General features: G+C 73.5%; 17 protein-coding genes and 1 pseudogene. 10 read left to right on the forward strand and 8 right to left on the reverse strand.

The features are described from left to right. Positions 1-155: 155 nt before the first annotated feature. On the forward strand, positions 156-1742 hold the full coding sequence (locus tag D0Z67_RS00780; RefSeq protein WP_051887580.1) for an SDR family oxidoreductase: 1587 nt from the start codon (positions 156-158) through the stop codon (positions 1740-1742). A gap of 70 nt (positions 1743-1812) precedes the next feature. After that, positions 1813-3189 carry a cryptochrome/photolyase family protein gene (locus D0Z67_RS00785; RefSeq protein WP_031180626.1) on the forward strand — a complete coding sequence of 459 codons (1377 nt, stop codon included), beginning with the start codon at positions 1813-1815 and terminating at the stop codon, positions 3187-3189. Here D0Z67_RS00785 and D0Z67_RS00790 read toward each other — a convergent pair. Continuing rightward, positions 3143-4153 carry a MerR family transcriptional regulator gene (locus D0Z67_RS00790; RefSeq protein ID WP_051887578.1) on the reverse strand — a complete coding sequence of 337 codons (1011 nt, stop codon included), beginning with the start codon at positions 4151-4153 and terminating at the stop codon, positions 3143-3145. The genes D0Z67_RS00785 and D0Z67_RS00790 overlap by 47 nt on opposite strands. A gap of 102 nt (positions 4154-4255) precedes the next feature. On the opposite strand from D0Z67_RS00790, the gene D0Z67_RS00795 reads away from it, so the two are divergent. From D0Z67_RS00795 to D0Z67_RS00805, 3 genes are all read left to right on the forward strand, one after another. Then, entirely contained in the window at positions 4256-4867 is a 612-nt protein-coding gene (locus D0Z67_RS00795; RefSeq protein WP_031180624.1) for a sigma-70 family RNA polymerase sigma factor, read from the forward strand. Positions 4868-5192: 325 nt separating this feature from the next. Further along, positions 5193-7916 carry a glycoside hydrolase family 2 protein gene (locus tag D0Z67_RS00800; protein ID WP_031180623.1) on the forward strand — a complete coding sequence of 908 codons (2724 nt, stop codon included), beginning with the start codon at positions 5193-5195 and terminating at the stop codon, positions 7914-7916. A 144-nt stretch (positions 7917-8060) separates the two neighbouring features. Then, entirely contained in the window at positions 8061-8327 is a 267-nt protein-coding gene (locus D0Z67_RS00805) for a GlsB/YeaQ/YmgE family stress response membrane protein (protein ID WP_031180622.1), read from the forward strand. A gap of 2 nt (positions 8328-8329) precedes the next feature. On the opposite strand, the gene D0Z67_RS00810 is transcribed toward D0Z67_RS00805, so the two are convergent. The 3 genes from D0Z67_RS00810 to D0Z67_RS00820 form a co-directional block, all read right to left on the reverse strand. After that, entirely contained in the window at positions 8330-9106 is a 777-nt protein-coding gene (locus D0Z67_RS00810; protein WP_031180621.1) for a GNAT family N-acetyltransferase, read from the reverse strand. 62 nt (positions 9107-9168) lie between these two features. Next, on the reverse strand, positions 9169-10023 hold the full coding sequence (locus D0Z67_RS00815; RefSeq protein WP_031180620.1) for a GNAT family N-acetyltransferase: 855 nt from the start codon (positions 10021-10023) through the stop codon (positions 9169-9171). Positions 10024-10194: 171 nt separating this feature from the next. Then, positions 10195-10950 carry a chaplin gene (locus D0Z67_RS00820; RefSeq protein ID WP_031180619.1) on the reverse strand — a complete coding sequence of 252 codons (756 nt, stop codon included), beginning with the start codon at positions 10948-10950 and terminating at the stop codon, positions 10195-10197. A 310-nt stretch (positions 10951-11260) separates the two neighbouring features. Here D0Z67_RS00820 and D0Z67_RS00825 point away from each other — a divergent pair, with 310 nt between their 5' ends. The 3 genes and pseudogenes from D0Z67_RS00825 to D0Z67_RS30645 all read left to right on the forward strand — a co-directional run. Beyond that, a complete protein-coding gene (locus D0Z67_RS00825) occupies positions 11261-12919 on the forward strand; it encodes an alpha/beta hydrolase (protein WP_031180618.1) in 1659 nt (552 codons plus the stop codon). A gap of 120 nt (positions 12920-13039) precedes the next feature. After that, positions 13040-13564: a DUF4232 domain-containing protein gene (locus D0Z67_RS00830; protein ID WP_031180617.1), complete on the forward strand. Its 525-nt coding sequence runs from the start codon at positions 13040-13042 to the stop codon at positions 13562-13564. A 327-nt stretch (positions 13565-13891) separates the two neighbouring features. Next, a pseudogene (locus D0Z67_RS30645) lies at positions 13892-14248 on the forward strand (PAS domain-containing protein); the annotation flags it as partial. Positions 14249-14623: 375 nt separating this feature from the next. On the opposite strand, the gene D0Z67_RS00840 reads toward D0Z67_RS30645, so the two are convergent. Next, the gene (locus D0Z67_RS00840) at positions 14624-16117 is read right to left on the reverse strand and encodes a DNA-binding protein NsdB (RefSeq protein ID WP_031180615.1); all 1494 of its coding nucleotides are present in this window, start codon (positions 16115-16117) and stop codon (positions 14624-14626) included. Positions 16118-16378: 261 nt separating this feature from the next. Between D0Z67_RS00840 and D0Z67_RS00845 the strand changes: the two genes are divergently transcribed. Beyond that, entirely contained in the window at positions 16379-17515 is a 1137-nt protein-coding gene (locus D0Z67_RS00845) for an aminoglycoside phosphotransferase family protein (RefSeq protein WP_031180614.1), read from the forward strand. A 265-nt stretch (positions 17516-17780) separates the two neighbouring features. Next, positions 17781-19748 (forward strand): N-acetylmuramoyl-L-alanine amidase, encoded by a 1968-nt coding sequence (locus D0Z67_RS00850; RefSeq protein ID WP_031180613.1) that lies wholly within the window; start codon positions 17781-17783, stop codon positions 19746-19748. Positions 19749-19764: 16 nt separating this feature from the next. Here the strand turns inward: D0Z67_RS00850 and D0Z67_RS00855 are convergent, their stop codons facing one another. The 3 genes from D0Z67_RS00855 to D0Z67_RS00865 all read right to left on the reverse strand — a co-directional run bounded on the left by D0Z67_RS00855 (position 19765) and on the right by D0Z67_RS00865 (position 21644). Continuing rightward, positions 19765-20262, reverse strand: coding sequence for a hypothetical protein (locus tag D0Z67_RS00855; RefSeq protein WP_031180612.1), 498 nt, complete (start codon positions 20260-20262; stop codon positions 19765-19767). A 71-nt stretch (positions 20263-20333) separates the two neighbouring features. Further along, positions 20334-21236 (reverse strand): universal stress protein, encoded by a 903-nt coding sequence (locus D0Z67_RS00860; protein WP_031180611.1) that lies wholly within the window; start codon positions 21234-21236, stop codon positions 20334-20336. A gap of 165 nt (positions 21237-21401) precedes the next feature. Then, complete coding sequence (locus D0Z67_RS00865) at positions 21402-21644, reverse strand: DUF397 domain-containing protein (RefSeq protein WP_031180610.1); 243 nt, start codon at positions 21642-21644, stop codon at positions 21402-21404. Positions 21645-21671 lie beyond the last annotated feature (27 nt).

Below are 21671 nucleotides of genomic sequence, written 5' to 3' on the forward strand. Positions count from 1 at the left end.
AGACCTGTACCTCGTCGGCTGCCCGGCTATCGCGCCGACATGCCGGTGTACGCCGTCCGCCGCAACCGCATCCACTTGTGGCGCAGAGCGGGAAGGGATCACGGGGAGCCCGTGGCGGACCGCGGGCGGACACCGACGCCGAGGAGCCCGAGACGATGAACGACGACGAGCCCGAGGGCGGCCTGCGCTGCCTGGTGACCGGGGCGACCGGCTACATCGGGGGCAGGCTCGTGCCGGAGCTGCTCGCCGCCGGACACCAGGTGCGCTGTCTGGCCCGTACGCCGAACAAGCTGCGCGACCTTCCGTGGGCCGGTGACGTGGAGGTGGTGCGCGGCGATGTGACGGACCCCGACTCGCTGGCCGAGGCGATGCGGGACGTCGACGTGGCGTACTACCTGGTGCACGCGCTGAACAGCGGGGACGGCTTCGAGGAGACCGACCGGCGCGCGGCCCGGTACTTCGGCGAGCAGGCGAAGGCCGCCGGGGTGCGCCGGATCGTGTACCTCGGCGGGCTGACCCCGGCCGGGGTGCCGGAGAGTGAGCTGTCCCCGCATCTGCGCTCCCGGGCGGAGGTCGGGCACCTCCTGATGGCGTCCGGGGTGCCGACGGCCGTCCTGCGCGCGGCGATGATCATCGGCTCCGGCTCGGCCTCCTTCGAGATGCTGCGCTACCTCACCGAGCGGCTGCCGGTGATGGTGACGCCGAGCTGGGTGCACACCCGTATCCAGCCGATCGGCGTCAGGGACGTGCTGCGGCTGCTGGTGGGCTCGGCGACGCTGCCGGACGACGTGAACCGGGGCTTCGACATCGGCGGCCCGGACATACTGACGTACCGGCAGATGATGCTCAGGTACGCCCAGCTCGCCCATCTTCCGCGCCGGCTGATCGTGTCGGTGCCGATGCTCACACCGGGTCTGTCCAGCCACTGGGTGGGTGTGGTGACCCCGGTGCCCGCCTCCATCGCCCGTCCGCTCACCGAGTCGCTGCGGTACGAGGTGGTGTGCCGCGAGCACGACATCAGGCGCTATCTGCCCGACCCGCCGGGGCATCCCTTCGGCTTCGACGAGGCGGTGCGGCTGGCGCTGCGCCGGGTGCGGGAGGCGAAGGTGGTCACCCGCTGGTCCTCGGCGTCGGTGCCGGGCGCGCCGAGCGACCCGCTGCCGACCGACCCGGACTGGGCGGGCGGCAGCCTGTACACCGACGAGCGCGAGATGGTGGTGGACGCGCCGCTGGACCGGCTGTGGCGGGTGATCGAGGGGGTCGGCGGGGACAACGGCTGGTACTCCTTCCCGCTCGCCTGGAGCCTGCGCGGCTGGATGGACCGGGCGATGGGCGGGGTGGGCCTGCGCCGGGGCCGCCGGGACGCGGAGCGGCTGCGGGTGGGCGACTCGCTGGACTTCTGGCGGGTGGAGGAGATCGAGCCGGGCCATCTGCTGCGGCTGCGCGCCGAGATGCGGCTGCCGGGCCTGGCCTGGCTGGAGATGTACGCGGAGCCGTACGGCGAGGGCCGGAGCCGGTACCGGCAGCGCGCCGTGTTCCATCCGCGCGGGCTGGCCGGCCAGGCGTACTGGTGGTCGGTGTCGCCGTTCCACGCGATCGTGTTCGGCGGGATGGCCCGCAACATCGCGCGGGCCGCGGTCCATGGTCCGGTCCCGACGATGAAGAACCGGGGGCTCCGGAAGCGGGGCGTCAAGAACCTGGGGCTCCAGCACCGGAGGCTGAAGAAGCGGGCGCGGCGTTGACGTCCGCGTCCGTCCGGGGCGCTCGCCCGGAAGAGTCCACCGTTAGCATCCCCTGCTCCGGAGCCGCTCGATGAACACCTCGGTCGTCCTCTTCACCGCCGACCTGCGTCTGCACGACCATCCGCCGCTGCGCGCGGCCCTGGACGGAGCCCGGCGGGTGGTGCCGCTGTTCGTGCGCGACGACGGCATCGACGGCGCGGGATTCACCGCGCCCAACCGGCTGGCGTTCCTCGCCGACTGCCTGCGGGACCTGGACGCCGGGCTGCGCGAGCGCGGCGGCCGGCTCGTGCTGCGCTCCGGGGACGTGGTGGCGGAGGTGCTGAAGGTGGTCGCGGAGGCGGACGCCGACGAGGTGCATCTGGCCGCCGACGCCAGCGGCTACGCGCACCGCCGCGAGCACGCCCTGCGCGAGGCGCTGGAGGCGGACGGCCGCAGGCTGCACGTCCACGACACGGTGACGGCCGCCGTGGAGCCGGGCGCGGTGACGCCGACGGCGTCGGACCACTTCGCCGTGTTCACCCCGTACTTCCGCCACTGGTCGGGTCATTCGCAGCGCGACCCGATCGGGGCGCCCCGGAAGGTGAACGTGCCGGACGACGTCAAGTCCGAGGAACTCCCGTCCCGCGACGCGGTGTCGGGCACCTCGCCGGGGCTCGCGGAGGGCGGCGAGGCCGAGGGGCGCCGGATGGTGGCCGACTGGCTGCGCTCGGGGATCGAGGCGTACGAGGACCAGCACGACGACCTGGCCGGTGACGGTACCTCCCGGCTCTCCCCGCATCTGCATTTCGGCACCGTCTCCCCGGTGGAACTGGTGCACCGCTCCCGGCTGGCGGGCGGTGCGGGCGCGGACGCGTTCGTACGGCAGGTCGCCTGGCGGGACTTCAACCGGCAGTTGCTCGCGGTGCGTCCGGAGGCGTCGCACGCCGACTACCGCACCCGGCGCGACCGTTGGCGCACGGGCAAGAAGGCCGAGGCGGACATCGAGGCGTGGCGTCAGGGGCGTACCGGCTATCCGATCGTGGACGCGGCGATGCGGCAACTGCGGCACGAGGGCTGGATGCACAACCGGGGCCGGCTGCTCACCGCGAGCTTCCTGACCAAGACGCTGTACGTGGACTGGCGGGTGGGCGCCCGGCACTTCCTGGACCTGCTGGTCGACGGGGACGTGGCCAACAACCAGCTCAACTGGCAGTGGACGGCCGGAACCGGCACCGACACCCGCCCCAACCGGGTGCTGAACCCGACGGCCCAGGGCAGGCGGTACGACCCGGACGGCGCCTATGTCCGGCGCTGGGTCGAGGAGTTGGCGGACGTCGAGGGCAAGGCGGTGCACGAGCCGTGGAAGCTGAGCGGGTCGGAGCGGGCCAAGCTCGGGGACTACCCGGACCCGATCGTCGACCTCAAGGACGGGCTGGACCGGTTCCGGCACGCGCGCGGGCTGGAGTGAGGTCCCGGCCGGGCCCGGTGCCGTAGGCGGCGGTCAGGGTGTCGAGGGCGTCGGCGAGCCCGGTCGGACGGAGCATGCCGTGGCAGGAGCGGCCCGCCCAGCCGGGGCCGCCGAGCATCATCAGGGTCTGGCTCCGGGCACCGCGTACGCCCCACTCGACGTCCGCGATCTGCCTCGCGAGGGGCAGGCTCGCGGTGGCGCGGGACTGGGACCACAGCACGACGGCGGCCGGGCCGAGGCGCCGTACGGCGGCGGCGAGCGCCTCGGCGGGGACGGCGCTGCCGAACATCCTGGTGGGGACGCCGTGTTGGACCAGTGCGGCGTTCAGCGCCTCCAGCGGGAGGGTGTGCTGTTCGCCGGGGGCGCAGGCGAGCAGCACGGGTCCGGTGACGGGGGTGCCGGCCGGGCCGAGGCGGGGGGTGTGGCGGCGCAGGGTGGTGGAGACGTGCCAGGACAGCAGGTGCTCCACCTCGATGTAACGGTCCCCGGAGGAGACCCACTTGCGGCCCACGGCGTGCAGGGCGGGCGCCATCACGTCCTGCCAGGCGACGGTGATGCCGTACTCGGTGACCACGCCGTCGAGTTGCTCCTCCACGGCCGGGGCGTCCAGGCGGACGGCAGCACGGGCCAGCCCGCGGCACTCCTGGCGCACGTCGCCCAGCGGCAGGGCGCCGGGCGCGCGGGAGCGGGACGCGGGGGCCGGGGTGCGTCCGGCAGGGGGGCGGGTGGCGTCGCGCGCGGTGCGGGCGGCCTCGGCGGGCGGCACGCCGGAGGAGGTCAGCCGGCACATCGCCTCCAGCACAGCAACGTCGTCCGGGGTCCAGCGGCGGTGTCTGCCGTCGGCGCGGGCGGCGGGGCCCAGGCCGTAGCGGCGGTCCCAGGAGCGCAGGGTGGTGGGCGACACCCCGAGCCTGCGGGCCAGGGCGCCGGTGGTCAGTCCGGCGCCGGCGGATTCGTCGTCCATACCCCGACAGTACGCCAGGAACGACGCAGAAACGATGCGAGTTGTCGGCGTCCGGCGCCGGCTCGCACGATGTCCTGACCGTCCCACCCGAGGAGCCAGGTCATGACCTCCCACCCGTCCCCGCCCGCCACCGCCGCGCCTCCCGTGGCCCCGGCCGGGGACGGGTGCGGCGACGAGGAGCTGGCGCGGGGCCTGGTCGCGGGGGACGAGGACTGTCTCGCGGCCGTGTACCGGCGCTGGTCCTCGCTGGTGTACGCCCTCGCCCGCCGCGCGCTGGGGAACGCCGGTGAGGCGGAGGACGTGACCCAGCAGGTGTTCCTGGGGGTGTGGCGGGGCCGTGCGGGCTACCGGCCGGAGCGGGGCCCGCTGGGCGGCTGGATCGTCGGCATCACCCGGCGCAAGATCTTCGACGCGCTGGCGGCGCGCGCCCGGCGCGGCGAGCTGGTCGCGGCAGCCGCGTCCCTGTCCCGCACCGAGACCGCCGCCGACCCCGAGACGGTGCTCGACCGGCTCCTGGTCCGCCGCGAACTCGGCCGGCTGCCCGCCGCCCAGCGCCGGGTGCTCTACCTCGCCTTCTACGAGGACCTCACCCAGCCGCAGATCGCCGCCCGCACGGGCTGGCCGCTCGGCACCGTCAAGAGCCACGCCCGCCGGGGCCTGCACCGGCTGCGCTCCGGGATCGAGCGCCGGGAACCGCTGGAGGCGGCCGTCTGAGCGGGGGGCGAATCCCGGTCGAATTACTGCCCGAACCCCCCTACACATACGGGAATAAAAGGCGCAGTATGGATGGATACGCGATACGCGGCACTCCACCGCAGGCCCACCGGACGCGGTCGAGTCCGCTCGGTTCGACGGAAGGAGGACCGTACGCAGACTCCCACCGACAACGAAGGACGCGAGGCCGGTCCGCCGGAGCGGGCCGGCCTCCTCGTGCGCGCGGGCGGCGCGTCCTGGCCGGAGGTCTTTGACACGGTTCGCGGCGCTTTCTAGCTTGAGCCGGGCCATAGCGTTCCTTGACCTCTCGAGGCTGGAGACCGCCCTGTCCGCTCGCCCCGCCCCCGGCCGCCGCCTCGCGACGGCCGCCGCGCTCCTCGGTCTGATCGGCACTCTCACCACCACCGCCTGGGCGGCCCCGAAGGACCGCGCCGCCGCGCCGCTCCCGGCCGCCGGAGCGACACACGTCCCGGACACGGCGGGCTCCGCCACCCCGCTCACCTCCTTCGCGCTCCAGTCCACCGCGAAGGTCGGCGACCCGGCGGCCACCGTCTCCTCGCCCGGCTACCCGGCGCGCGGCTGGCACCACGCGGGCCCCCGCTCCACGGTCCTCGCGGCCCTGCTGGCCGAGGGCCGCTACCCGGACCCGTTCCGCTCGACCAACCTGAGCAGGATTCCGAAGGCCGACTTCAAGGTGCCCTGGTGGTACCGCTCCGACTTCACCGTGGACGACACCTCCCGGCGCACCCGGCTCGACTTCAGCGGGGTCGTCCCGGCCGCCGAGGTGTACGTCAACGGCCACCGGGTGGCGACGGACGCGCAGGTCAAGGGCGCGTACACCCGGCACGAGCCGGACATCACGCCGCTGGTGCGGCCCGGCCGGAACACGGTCGCCTTCCGGGTGCGGCCCAACGATCCGAACCGGGACCTGAGCATGGGCTGGCTCGACTGGCTCCAGCCGCCCCCGGACCAGAACATGGGCCTGGTCCGCGACGTGCTGGTCCGGCGCGGCGGGCCGGTCTCGCTGGGCGACGCCCATGTGGTGACCAAGCTGGCCGTGCCCTCGCTGGCCACCGCCGACCTGACCGTGAGGGCACGCGTCCGCAACGACACCGGCCGACCGGTCACCGCCCTGGTCACCGGCAGCGTCGCCGGGACCACGCTCACCCGCCGGGTCGCCCTCGCCGCACACACCTCGCGCGACCTCGCCTTCTCCCCCGCCGACACCCCGGGCCTGCGTCTGCGGTCCCCGCGCGTGTGGTGGCCCGCCGGAATGGGCGGCCAGCCGCTGTACGGCCTGCGGCTCACCGCCTCCGTCGCCGGTGCCGTATCCGACACCGCGCGCCAGAGCTTCGGCATCCGTGACGTGCGGGCTCCCCTGGACAAGGACGGCGCCCGCCAGTACCGGATCAACGGACGCCCGCTGCTGATCCGGGGCGGCGGCTGGTCGCCGGACCAGTTCCTGCGCTGGGACCGGGGCTATGCGGAGGACCGGCTGCGGTACGTCCTCGACCTGGGGCTGAACACGGTCCGGCTGGAGGGGCACATCGAGCCGGACGAGTTCTTCGACCTGGCCGACCGGCTCGGCGTGCTCACGCTGCCGGGCTGGGAGTGCTGCGACAAGTGGGAGGGCCAGACCAACGAGGACGGCTCCGGGGAGAAGTGGGACGCGGACGACCACGCGGTGGCGAAGGCGTCCATGGCCGCCGAGGCGGCCCGGCTGCGCGCCCACCCGAGCGTCCTCTCCTTCCTGATCGGCAGCGACGCGGCACCGGACGCCACCATCGAGAAGAACTACCTGGACGCGCTGAGGTCCGCCGACTGGCCCACCCCGGTCGTCCCGGCCGCCTCCGACAACTCCTCGCCCAAGCTCGGCAGTTCGGGCATGAAGATGAGCGGCCCCTACGACTGGGTGCCGCCCGCCTACTGGTACGCCAAGCGCGAGGGCGGGGCCACCGGCTTCAACTCCGAGACCAGCGCGGGCCCCAGCATCCCCACCCTGGACACCCTGCGCCGGATGATGACCCCGGCCGAGCTGGACACCCTGTGGCGCACCCCGGCGGCCAAGCAGTACCACCGCTCACCCTCGGCGGTCTTCTCCACCCTCAAGCTCTACAACGACGCCCTGACCGCCCGTTACGGCGCCCCGGCCGGCCTCACCGACTACGTGCGCAAGGCGCAGCTCGCCCAGTACGAGAACGTCCGCGCCGAGTTCGAGGCGTACCGGCGCAACGCCCACGACGCCGACAAGCCGGCCACCGGGATCGTGCACTGGATGCTCAACAGCGGCTGGACCTCGCTGCACTGGCAGCTCATGGACCGCTATCTCGACCAGAACGGGGCCTACTTCGGCGCCAAGAAGGCGGGCGAGCCGCTGCACGTCCAGTACTCCTACGACGACCGCTCGGTGGTCGTCGTCAACGACCGCCACTCCCCCGCCACCGGCCTCACCGTGCGGGCCACCCTCACCGACCCGGACGGCACCCCGCGCCACGACCGCACCCTGACCGGGCTGCGCGTGCCCGGAGACGGCGCCCACGGCACCGCGTTCACGCTGCCGAAGGACCTCGGCGGCACCTCCCGGACCCACCTGCTGCGCCTGGTGCTCACCGGCCCGGACGGCTGGGAGGTGAGCCGGAACGTGTACTGGCTCTCCACCCGGCCCGACACGCTCGACTGGGCGCACACCGACTGGTACTACACCCCGACGACCGCCTCCGCCGACCTCAAGGGCCTCTCCACCATGGCGCGGGTACCGGTGTCGGCCACCGCCGCCACCCGCTCCTCGGGCGCGCTGTCGACCACGACGGTGACCCTGCGCCGTACCGGCGGCGGCCGGACGCCCTCAGTGCTGACGGACGTCCATCTGGTCGACGCGAAGGGCCGGCCGGTACTGCCGGTGCGCTGGTCGGACAATCAGGTCGGCCTCTGGCCGGGCGAGTCGGTGACGCTCACCGCCACCTACCGCACGGCGGACCTGCGCGGCTCGTCGCCCCGGGTGCGGGTCTCCGGCTGGAACACCCCGGAACGGACGGTCCCCGCGTCCTGAGATCCCCCTCCCCGGCCGCGTCGACGATCGCCGCCCCGGGCACTCTCCCGGTGGGAGTTCCCAGGGGCGGCGCCGGAGTGGACTGGCATCGTCCGCAGGGGGCATCCGCCAGATCAGCAGGGGCCGAGACCACTAGGGGTGGACATGGAGATTTCAGGACTCATCAGCGCCATCATCATCGGCATAGTGATCGGCGTGCTGGGCCGGCTCGTCGTGCCCGGTCGCCAGCACATCGGTGTGATCGTCACCATCCTCGTCGGCATCGTGGCCGCCCTGCTGGGCACGGCGATCGCGGCGGGCCTGGGGGTCGCGGACACCGACGGGCCGGACTGGATCGAGTGGCTGATCCAGATCGCGCTGGCCGCCGTCGGCATCGCCGCGCTGGACCGGACGGTGGGCCGCCGCCACTGAGGTCACCTCTTGTACAGGTACGGCGTCGTGGTGGTCAGGGCGTGCAGCCCGAGGCGTTCCAGAACCGGGCGGCTCATGGCGGAGGCGTCCACCTGGACATGACGGCAGCCGTGGGCGGCGGCGACGCGGGTGCGGTGGGCGACCAGGGCGCGGTACAGGCCCCGGCCCCGCCACTCCTCGACGGTGCCGCCGCCCCAGAGTCCCGCGAAGTCTCCGCCCGGCACCAGTTCCAGCCGGGCGGAGGCCACCGGCTCCTCCCCGGCCAGCGCGACCACGGCGAGGACCGTGCCGGGGCCGGCCGCGAGCCGGGCCAGCAAATGGTCGCGCAGGGCGGTGCCGTCGGTGCCGAAGACCCTCTCGTGCACCGCCACCACGAGGCCGACGCCCGCCGCGTCGGCGGCCCGGACCAGGCGGACGCCGTCCGGGAGCCGTTCCTCCAGGGCGAGTCGTGCGATCTCGCCGACCATCAGCGTCTCGGGCTCCTCGGCCCGAAACCCCGCCGCGCTCAGCCGCTCGCCCAGATCCTCCGGCCCGTCGTGGCCGTAGAGCTTCCACTCGAAGTCCCGGCCCAGGCCCGTGAAGTACGCGATCTGCTCCTCGATCGCGCGATCCGCGCCGGCCGCGTCGAGGCCGGACCAGACGACACCGTTCCAGCCCCGCTCGCCCGCGACCTGGCGCACCACGGCACCCGCCCGCTCGATCCGGGCGCCGGGCGCGTCGGGTCGGGCGCCCTGCCGCATGTCCAGGTCGTAGCGGGCGAGTACCGCGGCGTGATCCATGCGGCCACTCCAGCATCCGGGCCGGGTCCGGACAACGGGATTACCCCGAACGAGCCCTGCGGTCAGCCCAGTTCGAGCGTGGCGATGCCGAACACCCGCTCGGCGGCGTGCTCGCGGACGGGCCCGGTGTACATACGGGCGGTCTCGAAGGACGGGGTGAGGCCGGCCGCGAGGACCATCTCGACGCCCGCCTCGTTCGGTTCGGGCACGTCGATGGCGATCTGCCGGCCGGCGTGGTCGGCGGTGAGCGCGGCGAACAGGGCGCGCGCGTCCTCGGGGGTGTCTGCGAAGAGGGGGCCGATGCGCAGGCAGTCCGCGCCGGGACGGATCACGCCGTAGCCGGTGAGGTGCTCGCCCTCGTGGCGTACGTAGGTGTGGTGGCCGGGGGCGGTGAGCCACTCGGCGAGGAAGCGGGGACGGTCGGCCGGGGTGCACGCACCGTCGTAGCGGGTGATGGCGTCGAGGTCGCCGGGCTGGGCGTGACGCACTCCGAGGGGCGGCTCGGCGGCCGGGGCGGGGCCGGTGTAGCGGGCGGTGCGGTGGGCGAGTTCGAAGCCGGAGCGACGGTAGTTGTCCTGCTGGTCCACGACGCCGTCCAGGCCGACGGTGCGCTCCTCGGCGTGGGCGAGCGCGGTCTTCCAGGTGGTGAGGCCGTAGCCGTGTCCGCGCAGGTCGGGGCGGACGAGGTAGCAGCCGAGAAAGGCGTAGTCCGTGCCGTAGTTGACGACGGAGATCGCGGAGACCGGCTCGCCGTCGATGCGGCCGAGGAAGAAGCCCTCGGGGTCCTGGGCGAAGAAGGCGGGGCCGTCGGAGAGTCCCGGATTCCAGCCTTCGGCCGCCGCCCAGCCGCTGATCACCGGCCAGTCGTCCAGGGTGGCCTGGGTGACGGTGAACTCCTGAGGGGCCGGTGACGTCATCGCTGCGCTCCGTTTCCGGGGGGGGCGGGGGGTCGCTCGCGCCGCATCCTTCCTGATCGGGCGGCCTCGCGTCACGCCGGGACCGCCCGGGTGCCGCCCGTACCGTGCCGAGGCACTACAAAGGCCCCACCGAGTGGTGCTGGGTCGGTGGGGCCGTGTGGTGGAGCGGGATCAGACCCTGCTGCCCGGGCGGTTGCGCCGGTACAGGGCCGCGCCCGCCACCAGGAAGGCCGCGCTGCCGGCCAGCGCCGGGGCCGCGAAGTCCGCTCCGGTGTGCGCCAGGCTGGGCGGCGTCTCGTGGGTGGGCGGCACCACGGTCTTCGGCGGCGCCGGGGGCTGGTGCTTCGGCGGGGCCGGGGGCTGGTGCTTGGGCGGCGCCACCGGCGGCGGGGTCGGCGCCTCGGAGTGGTTCTCGCAGTTGTTGCCGAAGGCCGGGTTGAGGGCCCCGACGACGTCCACGCTGTTGCCGCAGGCGTTCACCGGGATGTCGATCGGCAACTGGAGGCCGTTGCCGGAGAGCACGCCGGGCGAGCCCTGGGTGACGCTGTGCGCGGTGGCGCCGCCACCCCCCACGTTGCCGGCCCGGGTGCCGCCGGCCTTGCTGCCACCGGTACCGCTGCCCCCGGCCTTGCTGCCGGAGCCGCCGCCGCTCACCGCGCCGCCGTTGTCGGAGCCGGTGTTCGCGCAGGAGTTGCCGAAGGCCGGGTTGAGGAGTCCGACCACATCGACACTGTTGCCGCACACGTTCAGCGGGACGCTGACCGGGGCCTGGACTGTGTTGCCGGAGAGCACCCCGGGCGAGCCGACAGCGGCGCCGTCGGCGGTGGCACCACCAGCCGCGAAAGCGGCGGAGACGGGCATGGCCATGGCCATCGCACCGGAGGCGGCGGCGACGCCGATCACACCGTTTCGGGTAGCCCGTTTCATAGGTTCCCTGCCTTCCAGAAGTCGTAGCGGGCAGCCACCCGCACCACATAGAACGCGCACGGACCGTTCGGGTTATGGCCTGTGCGGCTTTCACCCGTTCGGGGGGCACGATCGTTCGAACCGCACGTCAAGCCGTTGTCGCGCCATCCACGCGGATAGGTGGACCGTTCACCCGGCCGGAGGAGGTGATCCCGCTCGCCCCGGACCGGAGGTGACGCCCGCACGGCCGGGAGGCGGCCGGTGCGGGGCCCGCTTATGGTGAGGACGGCGCCGCCCCTGTTCAGTGCGGTGGCGCCCTGGGAGGCGAGCGATGCCGGCCAAGGTGAAGCAGCAGTCCAGACGGTCCGCCGTACGGCGTGGCGCGGGTGCGGGAGTGCTCGCCCTGGCGCTGGTCGGCGCGAGCCTGCCCGTGGCGGTGGCCGCCGAGTCCCGGTCCGGCCAGGCCGACCGGCCCGGCATGGCCCGCTTCTACGAACAGAAGGTCGCCTGGGGCCGCTGCACGGGCCCGGACATGCCGAGGGATCTCCAGTGCGGCAAGGTGACCGTCCCGCTGGACTACGCGCACCCCACGGTGGGCACCCTCGATCTTGCGCTGGCCCGCTACCGGGCGACCGGCTCCGGGCACCGCGCGGTGCTGCTGAACTTCGGCGGGCCCGGCGCCTCGGGGGTGAACCAGCTCGCGGCCGGCGGCAAGGAGTTCATGGACCTCACCAACGGCTCCGACGTGGTCTCCTTCGACCCGCGCGGGATAGGCCGCTCCTCCCCCGTGAGCTGCGGCGTGGGCGAGGAGCCCCCGTCGGACTCCTCGGGTTCGTCGGACTCGGCGGATGCCGGTGTCGACGTCAGCAGCCCGCAGCAGCTCATGACCCTGCTCCGGCAGTCCGCCCAGTTGTGCGCCAAACACTCCGGACCGGTGCTCAAGCACATGGGCACGGTGGACGCGGCCCGCGACATGGACGTCATACGCCAGGCCCTCGGCCAGAAGAAGCTGGACTACCTGGGCTTCTCCTACGGCACCCGGCTCGGCGCGGTGTACGCGGCGCAGTTCCCGCACAAGGTCGGCAGGATGGCCCTGGACGGCGTGGACACGCTGACCGAACCGCTCTCGGAGCAGGGCCTCGCGGGCGCCCAGGGACAGCAGACGGCGCTGGAGGGCTTCCTGGACTGGTGCGTGACGGACATGGGCTGCCCGTTCGGCCAGGACCGGCGGGCGGCGGAGGGCCAGGTGCTCCAGCTCGTGCGCTCGCTGGACGCGAACCCCGTACCGACCGACTTCGGCGGCACCCTCTCCGGGCAGGATCTGGTGGGCGCCATCGGGCAGGGCCTGTACAGCAAGGAGCTGTGGCCGTCGCTGGAGCGGGCGCTCGCCTCGCTGGTGGAGGACGGCGACGCGCGCCGGGTGCTCAGCTTCGCCTCGGGCGGCGCCGGGCTGCCGACGCGGGCGAGCGGGTCCGGCAAGAACGACGGCGGGCTCACCGATCCGGGACAGGTGCCGATCGACAACCTCACGGCCGCGCTGATGGCGGTGAACTGCGCGGACGACCCCGACCGGCCCTCCGCCGCCCGCCTCACCAAGGACCTCACCGACCTGCGCGCCTCCTACGACGCCGCGTCCCCGGTCTTCGGCCGCTACCGGCTCACCCAGCTGCTGATGTGCTACGGCCGCCCCAAGGGCACCGACTACATCAGGGACTCGGTGAAGGACGTACCGTCCTCGCGGATACTGCTCGTCGGCACGCGCGGGGACCCGGCGACGCCGTACCGCTGGGCCGAGGAGACGGCGCGGCGGCTGGGGTCCTCGGCCGTGGTGCTCGACAACAAGGGCGACGGGCACACCGGTTACGCCTCGTCCAAGTGTGTGCACCGCAAGGTCGACGACTTCCTGATGTACGGCACCCTGCCGCCCAACGGCAGCTCGTGCCCGGCGGACGGGAAGGCGTGGAGCTCCACCGTGTCGACGGACCCGTGAGCGGCGGGACCCCTGAGCGAAGGGTGACGGCGCAACTGCGCGGTCATGTCCGGCGTCACACCGGGTAGGCGCGGCCCCAGCCCGCCGACCGGACCCGATCACGACAGGGGGACCTCGCTCATGCGTATCCGTACCGTCCACACCGTGCCCGTCCTGGCCGCCTCGGCCGCGCTGCTGCTGGCCGCCGCGCCCGGCCAGGCGGCACCGCGGCACCAGGCCGCGCCCGCCCGCTGCGCCGCGAAGGCGCTCGACATCCAGGCCAAGGCGGTGAAGGGGAAGACGACCGTCGTGCGTTTCTCGGTGACCAACACCGGCTCGCGCGCCTGTCTCGTGGACCGGGTGCCGACGATCACCTTCGGTGAGCTGGACGGCGCCGCGCTGCCCACGCCCGAGGGCGGCCGGGGCACCTACCGGCTGGACGCCGGCAAGACCGCCTACGGGGCGGTGCGCACCATCGGCAACCCGTCCGACCCGGAGGCACGGCGCTCCCCCTCGCTCGGGGTGTCGGCCTCGGCGTCCCAGTACGGCCGTGACTTCACGGCCGCGCGACTGGGCACCGGGAGGGACGTCCGGGTCTGGGAGCCGGTGACGACGTGGTGGCAGCCGACGCGCGCGAAGGCGGACAAGGCGATCGGCCTCGGCTGACCCATAGGAACAGACGAGCGGCGAACACCTGCCCGAGCACCGCGCCGGGTCAACACATATGGACCAAATCCCTTACGGAGAATACGACTTGACCGACGCGGCGCTTGGCCTCCGGGACCACACGGACCACTCTCGGAAGACTCTGGCATATGCCCGAAGCACCCTCGTATCGCGTGTTGCCAAATGCCTTACGGGGCATCGCGGGCTGTGCCACAGTCGTAGCGGTTCTTCCCTTCCCCTGGTCCCACCGCCCCCTCGGAGTGCGTCATGCCGCCCCCAGTCTCCGCGGACAGCCCGCCCGCAGGGCATCCCGAGGGCGTGCCGTCCGGCCGGGCGGAGTGGGGACTGCTGACCGACGAGGCCGACTGGTCGGTGGAGCTGTACCGCATACTCGGCCTCGACCCGTCGGTGCCCGCGCTCAGCCTGGACGAACTGCCGGTGCTGGTCCACGAGGAGGACCGTCCGCGCCTCACCGCGATGGTGACGGGCTGCCTGGTGGACGCCCGGCCGATCGACGGCGAGTTCCGTGTGCGGCGGCCCGACGACTCGGTGCGGACCGTGCACATGAGGGGCGAGCCGGTGCTGGGCACGGACGGCGGCGCGGTCTCCATGCGGGCCGTGATCCGGGACGTGAGTGAACTCCGGTCTCACAGAGGGTCGTTGAGCGCCGTTGCGTCGGCTCTCGATCTCGCGACACAGCACACGCCCGGCGCACCGCCCGTCACGGTGGCGGCGGCCCGGTCCGGGTGGGCCGTCCCGCTGCTGTTCCGCGACGGGACGGGCCGCCGGCTCACCGCACCGGACGACCCGCCACCGGGCGCGAACTGCCCTTACGGGCAGGCCGAACTCACCCTGCGACCGGGCGACTTGCTCCTGCTGCCCACCGAGCGGCTCAGTGAGCCGGACGTGACACGCCTGCTCGGCCTCGGTCCACGCCTGAGCACGGCCGGTACCGCGCGGGAGTGCCTGCGCATGCTGGCCGGGGAACTGGGCGCGGGTCAGGACGGCGACGCCGGTGTGCTCGTCGTCAGGGTCTCCGGGTGACGCGCGGTCCCGTGACTACGCCGGTGCCGAGCCCGTGTTGCGGCTCCGGGGCCTGGGCAGGGCCTGCCTGATCTCCTCCCGCAGTTCCCCGACCTTCGGGTAACTCGCGTACTCGGCGGTGAGCCGGTACATCTCGCGCAGACGGTCCCAGGTGCGGCGGGAGGAGTTGGCTCCCATCGCCATGAGTGCCAACCGGGCGTACCGGTCGGCCTGTTCGGGGTCGTCCGCTATGAAGCAGGCCGAGGCCATGGAGAGATGGTCGAAGATCTTCGACCGCTCCCGCCCGTCGACCCTGAGCGCCAGTGCCTTCTGGGCGTAGTGCTGGGCGTGCACGGCAGCGCTCGGGTCGTGCTCGGCGAGCGTGCGGTAGGCCAGGGCCTGCATGCCGTACAGATCCTCGTCCTTGAAGGTCTGCATCCAGTCCGGCTGCCGGCTGTCGTGGCGGTCGGAGACGAACAGGTCCTCGGCCTGGCCGAGGGTGCGGCGCATGGCCTGGCCCTTGCCCATGGCCGCCTGCGCCCACGCCTCGATGGTGTGGAACATGGCCTTGGTTCTGGGCTGGAGCTCCTCCCCCGAGCCGGACTGGGCCAGCTTCATCAGGTCCATGGCGTCGTCCGGGCGGCCCAGATGCACCATCTGGCGGGCCGCCCGCGACAGCGCCTCCCCGGCGCGGGGGCGGTCGCCGCCCTCGTGCGCGGCGTGCGTGGCGATGACGAAGTACTTCTGCGCCGTGGGCTCCAGACCCACGTCGTGGGACATCCAGCCCGCCAGGACGGCGAGGTTGGCGGCGACGCCCCACAGGCGCCGCTGGAGCTGGGGTGGATGGTGGTAGGCGAGCATGCCGCCCACCTCGTTGAGCTGGCCCACGACCGCCTTGCGCTGGAGGCCGCCGCCGCGGGCGGCGTCCCAGGCCCGGAACACCTGGACCGAGCCCTCCAGTTCCTCGACCTCCTGAGACCCGATGGGGGCGGCCTCGTAGCGGTCGAATCCGGCGGGTTCCGCGTGCAGTGGGTTGTCGAGGACGGGGGCGTCGGCCCGGAGCGTGGGGTCGGTGTGCAACCAGTCGTGCATGGCGCTGCTGAGTGTGGCTCCCGCGGCGAGCGCGGCACCCGCGCCCACCAAGCCGCGTCGGTTGAGCATGAGGTCCATTCCCGTGAATTCGGTGAGGACCGCGGCGGTTCGTTCGGGCGCCCACAGCACGCCGTCGGGATCTTCTCGTTTCCCGTCGCCCTGCCGTTTCCCCGCACGCCCGTGCCGTACCAGACCGAGATCCTCCATGGTCACGACACGGCCGAGACGCTCGGTGAACAGAGCCGCCAGCACCCTCGGCACCGGATCGCGCGGGATCTCTCCCATGTCGATCCAACGCCGTACCCGCGAGGTGTCCGTCGACAGTTGGGGGTGGCCCATGGCCGCCGCCTGCCGGTTGACCATCCGCGCGAGTTCGCCCTTGGACCAGCCGGCCATGCCGAACAGGTCCGCAAAGCGGGTGTTGGGTTGTCCGCTCACGTCAAGCCCCCAGGTTCTCGGCTGAGTTGACAGTAGCCCCGTGCAGGTTGCCGGGCGACTATTCGCCAGGGTTCGCCAGGGTGCGCCAGATGGTGTGCCAGTGGACGTCGGGTGTCAGGTAGGAGTGCGCCACCCCGGCCCGGCCGCCCAGGGACACTCCCCAGGGTGTGCCAGGGACGGACGGGACCGGGTGGGCGCACGGCTCGTGACAAGCGACGCACAGGCAGGCACAGCAGGCACACGAAGGGATCTGTATCTCCCATGTACGCAGCATCGTCCTCCGTGTCCGCCCCGCCCCGGCCACCACGTCCCCGCCCCGTGGGCGGCGGACCGTATCTGGACCCGGCGGCGCGACCCGGAACACCCCTCCTGGGCGTGGGCCGGGCACCACGCGTTCCCGGGCAGCCCGGCTCACAGCCGCTCAGCGGCAGGCTGGACCTGTCCGGCCCCCAAGGCACCCAACTCCGCACCGCCATCGCCTCGGTGCAGCGGATCTGCCCGGAGTTCGCCCCGGTGCAGGTACTGCGCCGCAGCCCACGGTCCGTCACCTTCGTGGGGACGACCGGCCGCAGTACGGCGGTGGCCAAGTGCCTGCTGGACCACACACCCACGGCGGCGGAGCGGGTCCGGCACGAAATAGCTGCCTACCGCTCCTTCGTCCGGCACCGCCCGCCGGTGCGCGTGCCGCGGCTCATCGCGGCCGACCCGGACAACTGCACGCTGGTGATCGAGCGGATGCCCGGCCGGGTGGCCTCGCACCGCCGCCACCCGCTGGAGGCACCCCCGCGCGGGGACATCCGGGCCGCGCTCGGCGCGATCTGCCGGCTGAACGCCTGGCGGCCCCCGGCGGGCACCTTCGGCGCGCCGCTGGACTACGCGGACCGCCTCTCCCGCTACCACGAGCTGGGCCTGCTCACCGACCGCGACCTGGGCGACCTCCAGAAGCTGCTGCACGGCATCGCGCACACGGCCGGCCGCCAGGGCATGGGCCAGTTCTGCCACGGTGACGCGCTGCTCTCCAACATCCTGATGTCCCCGGCCGGCCCGGTGCTGGTCGACTGGGAGCACGCCGGCTGGTACCTGCCGGGGTACGACCTGGCCACCCTCTGGCTGGTCCTCGGAGACGCCCCCGAAGCGCGCCGCCAGATCAGCCAGCTCGCCCAGTCGGGCGGCCCGGCCTCGCGCGACGCCTTCCTGGTCAACCTGATGCTGGTACTGACCCGGGAGATCCGCGCCTACGAGACCGCCGTACAGCGCTCGATGCACGGCACTCCGCCGGCCCCGGTCCCCTCGGGTGCGGCTCCCTCCGGCGAGGAGCAGCGGCTGCTCCTGCGGAGGCTGCACGACGACTGCCACATGGCCCGCCGGGCGGTGCGCGCGGCGGTCGGCACCCGCTGAGGCGGGACTTGAGCACCGCGGTGCGCCCGAGCGGCGGCGCATCGCGGTTCCGGGTGCCGGGCCTGTGGGGCGGGGGGTCACTGGTATACGCCACTGACGCCCCGCAGGCCCGCGCCCCATCAGCGCGAAACTCGCCCGAAACCCTGTGTGACGTGGGAAATCATTCTCCCGAGGGCATCATTGACGGATCGTCGGCAAGCCGGTACCACTGACCCAGCTCGGCGCCGCCCGTCCCGCCACGCCCCGCCCGTCACAGGAGGCCGCATTGCGAGGATTCGCCCCCGACCCGTCGTCCGCACCCGGCGTCAGACGCCTGAAGCGGACCGCCGGAACGCTCGCCACGGCCGCCCTGGTGCTGCCGCTGCTCGGCGCCGCCCCGGCCGCGCCCACCACTCCCCCGGACGGCCGGCTCCAGCGCGCCTTCGGCAGCGCGGCCGCCGAGTACCGCGTGCCGCGGAGCATCCTGCTGGCCGTCTCCTACCTCCAGTCCCGCTGGGACGCACACGCCGGGGCGCCCAGCGTCAGCGGCGGCTACGGCCCGATGCACCTCACCGACGCGCGTACCGCGCTGGCCGCGACCGAGCACCACGCGGAGGGCACCGAGGACGCCCGGGGCGACGACGCCCGCCCCGCGCTGCACCCCAAGGCCGGGGCGCCCGCTCTGGAGAAGCTGCCCGCCCGGCTCACCACCCTGCGGCGGGCGGCGGAGCTGACGGGCCGTCCGGCGGCCGAGCTGCGTACCGACCCGGCGGCCAACATCGCCGGCGGCGCCGCGCTGCTCGCGTCCGCGCAGCGCGAGCTGGGCGAGCCGCTCAGCGCCGACCCGGCGGCCTGGTACGGCGCGGTGGCCCGCTTCTCCGCCGCCGACGACACGGCGACGGCGGCCGCGTACGCGAACGACGTGTACGAGGTGCTGCGCACCGGCGAGCAGCGCACCACGGACGCCGGCCAGCGGGTCGAGCTGAAGGCGAGCCCGCAACTCAACCCCGACACATCCCAGTTGAAGCGGACCGGCCTGCGCACCGCGCCCGCCGGTGACGTCGAGTGCCCGAGGTCGGTGTCCTGCGTGTCGGTCCCGGCGCCGTACGAGGAGTTCGGGGACGCCGACTACGGCAACCACGACCTGGGCCTGCGTCCGGCCGCCCAGCGGGTGAAGTACATCGTCATCCATGACACCGAGGGCGGCTGGGACGGGGTGATGAACCTGATCCAGGACCCGACCTATGTGTCCTGGAACTACACGATCCGCTCGACCGATGGGCTGATCGCCCAGCATGTGAAGGCGAAGGACGTCGCCTGGCATGCGGGGAACTGGGATGTGAACGCCCGCTCCGTGGGCATCGAGCACGAGGGTTTCCTCACCGCCCCGGACACCTGGTACACGGAGGCGATGTACCGCTCCTCGGCCCGGCTGGTGAAGTACCTGTCCCGCGCGTACGGCGTGCCGCTGGACCGGCAGCACATCCTGGGCCACGAGAACGTGCCCGGCCCGACCGCCTCCACCATCCCCGGCATGCACACCGACCCGGGCCCGTACTGGGACTGGCGGCACTACTTCCAGCTGCTCGGCCACCCCTTCGAGCGCACCGGCACCAGCCGCTCCGGCCTGGTGACGATCCTGCCGGACTACGCGGCCAACCAGCCGGTGTACACGGGCTGCACGACGAAGGGCGAGCCCTGCCCGGCGCACGGTTCGGGCGAGGTGCGGCTGTACTCCGACCACGACGTGAACGCGCCGCTGATCAAGGACATCGGCCTGGGCACCGAGCCGACCGACGGGGTCAACGACCTGTCCTCGCGGGTCTCCACCGGCCAGCAGTACGTGGTCGCGGACCGCTGGGGCGACTGGACGGCGATCTGGTACCTGGGGCAGAAGGCGTGGTTCAGGAACCCGCACCGCGAGCCCACCGCCGTGCCCGCGTCCGGGTTCACGATCACCCCGAAGGCGGGTCTGGCGAGCGTCCCGGTGTACGGCCGTGCCTACCCCGAGAAGGAGGCGTACCCGGCGGGTGTACCGGCGCAGTCGGTGGTGCCGCTGCCGTACACGATCCCGGCCGGGCAGAAGTACGTCGTCGGTGACCGGATGCCGGGCGAGTACTACTACTCGGTCACCTTCACCGAGGACTCGCACCGGGTGATCACCGGCAAGGACCGGTACTACGAGATCCAGTACGGCCACCGGGTCGGGTTCGTCCGCGCGGCGGACGTGGACCTGGCGGCCGGCCGCCGCTAGCGGGACGAGCGGGGCCTCAGCCCTGCTGGAACAGCTCCGCCGGGAGCGGCTTCAGCAGGGCGTACAGGTCGTCGGTGATGGGGCGGTCCCAGGCGGCGATGGTCACCAGGACGCCGTCGCTGCGGTCGAACTGCACGCAGGAGATCCGGCCCTCGGAGAGCTTGAGGCGGCGGACGATCAGCAGGTTGTCGCCCTGGAGGACGGGGGTGTCCTCGGAGCCGACGACGGTGACCTCCTCCTCGTTGTCCAGCGCCAGCAGGAGCTGGGCGACCTCGAAGGGGATCTCGCCCTCGGTGGTCTCACGGGCCGGGGAGCCCTCGGGGAGGTTGCCGATGATCATGGCGGGGCCACGGCCGCCGAACAGGTCGTAGCGCAGGAAGACGCCCTGGCAGCTTCCGTCGGGGGCGGGCAGCAGGCCCGCGCCGAGGTTGCCGGGCCAGTCGCCGGGGTCCATGGCCAGCACGTCGAAGTCTGGTCCGGCGGGAGTGGCGCTGCGGCGGCGGAGGAACGACATGCCGCCAATGGTACGTGCCCGGAGGGCCCCGGCGGCGTGCGGGAGCCCTCCCGGCACGGCCCGGCGCGGGCTCATTCCTCGACGGGAGCGGAGGGTACGACGGCGACGGGGCTCGCCGCGTGCAGCAGGACCGCCTGGGTGACCGAGCCGAGCATGCGGGTGGGTGCGAGCAGCCGGCGCCGGTGGCGGCCGACGACGACCAGATCGGCGCCCGCCGAGAGGGCGACGAGGTGTCCGGCGGCGTCGCCCGGCAGCGCCTCGGCCGCCGCGTCGACGCCGGGGTACTGGGCGCGCAGCGGGTCGAGGAACCCCTCGGCGAGGACACGGGTCTCGCTCTCCACGGCGACCTGGTCGATGGGCGGCGGCACGAGCTGGCCGGGGGCGGACCAGGTCTGTACGGGCCACGGGTAGGCGGCGACGACCTGGAGGCGGGCGCCGAGCAGTGACGCCTCGGCGAAGGCGAAGCCGAGGACGCCGTCGTCGGGGCTGTCGACGTGCAGTCCGACGACGACACGGGGGCCGGGCTCGGCCGGGGGTTCGGCGTGCACCTCGCGGCCGGGGCGGGGGACGACGACCACCGGGCACGGGGTGTCGCGGGCGGCGGCGACGGAGTTGGAGCCGAGCAGCAGGCTGGCGAAGCCGCCCCGGCCGCGCGAGCCGAGGACCAGCAGCTGGGCGTCGGCGCCGAGTTCGGGCAGGACCGCGCCGGGTACGCCCTCGACGGCCACGTACTCCACGGTGGGCAGGTCGGGCAGCGCGGCGAGCCGGTCGCGGACCTCGTCGAGCACGGGGTCGCCGCTGTCGTCGGGCGGGCCGGCGACGAGGATGTCGGCCTGGCCCCAGGCGGCGTACTGGCGCACATGCACCACGCGCAGCGGTGCGACGCGGCGGCGGGCGGCCTCCAGGGCCCAGTCGAGGGCGCGCAGGCTGTCCTCGGAACCGTCGACCGCGGCGATGACCGGCACAGCGCTCATCGTTCCTCACCTCCCGGGACGCGGCCTCCCCCGTGCCGGGTCGGGCCTCTTGTCGGGGCCAGCCTCGCTCAGGCGACGCCCGGCTGCGGGCGCGGCGGGGCGCGTGTTGGGCAATAGCGGCCGGAACACCCCCGGTCGGCTCCGGTCCCGGGCGGTCCGGTCCCGTCAGGTGAGGTCGAACTCGCCCTCGCGGGCCCCGGAGACGAAGGCGCCCCATTCGGCGGGGGTGAAGATCAGGGAGGGGCTCTCGGGGCGGCGGCTGTTGCGCATCGCGACGAAGCCCTCGACGAAGGCGATCTGGACATCGCCCCGGCCCCCGCTGCTGGACTGCCAGTCGGCCCCGCTGAGGTCCAGGTCCGGCTTGTCCCAGCCCGTGAGCGACTGCTGCTGGATGGTGCTCTCGGCCACGTCCGTGCTCCTCCCATTACGTCGTCC

Source organism: Streptomyces seoulensis (assembly GCF_004328625.1).
In the GTDB taxonomy this organism is placed as follows: domain Bacteria; phylum Actinomycetota; class Actinomycetes; order Streptomycetales; family Streptomycetaceae; genus Streptomyces; species Streptomyces seoulensis.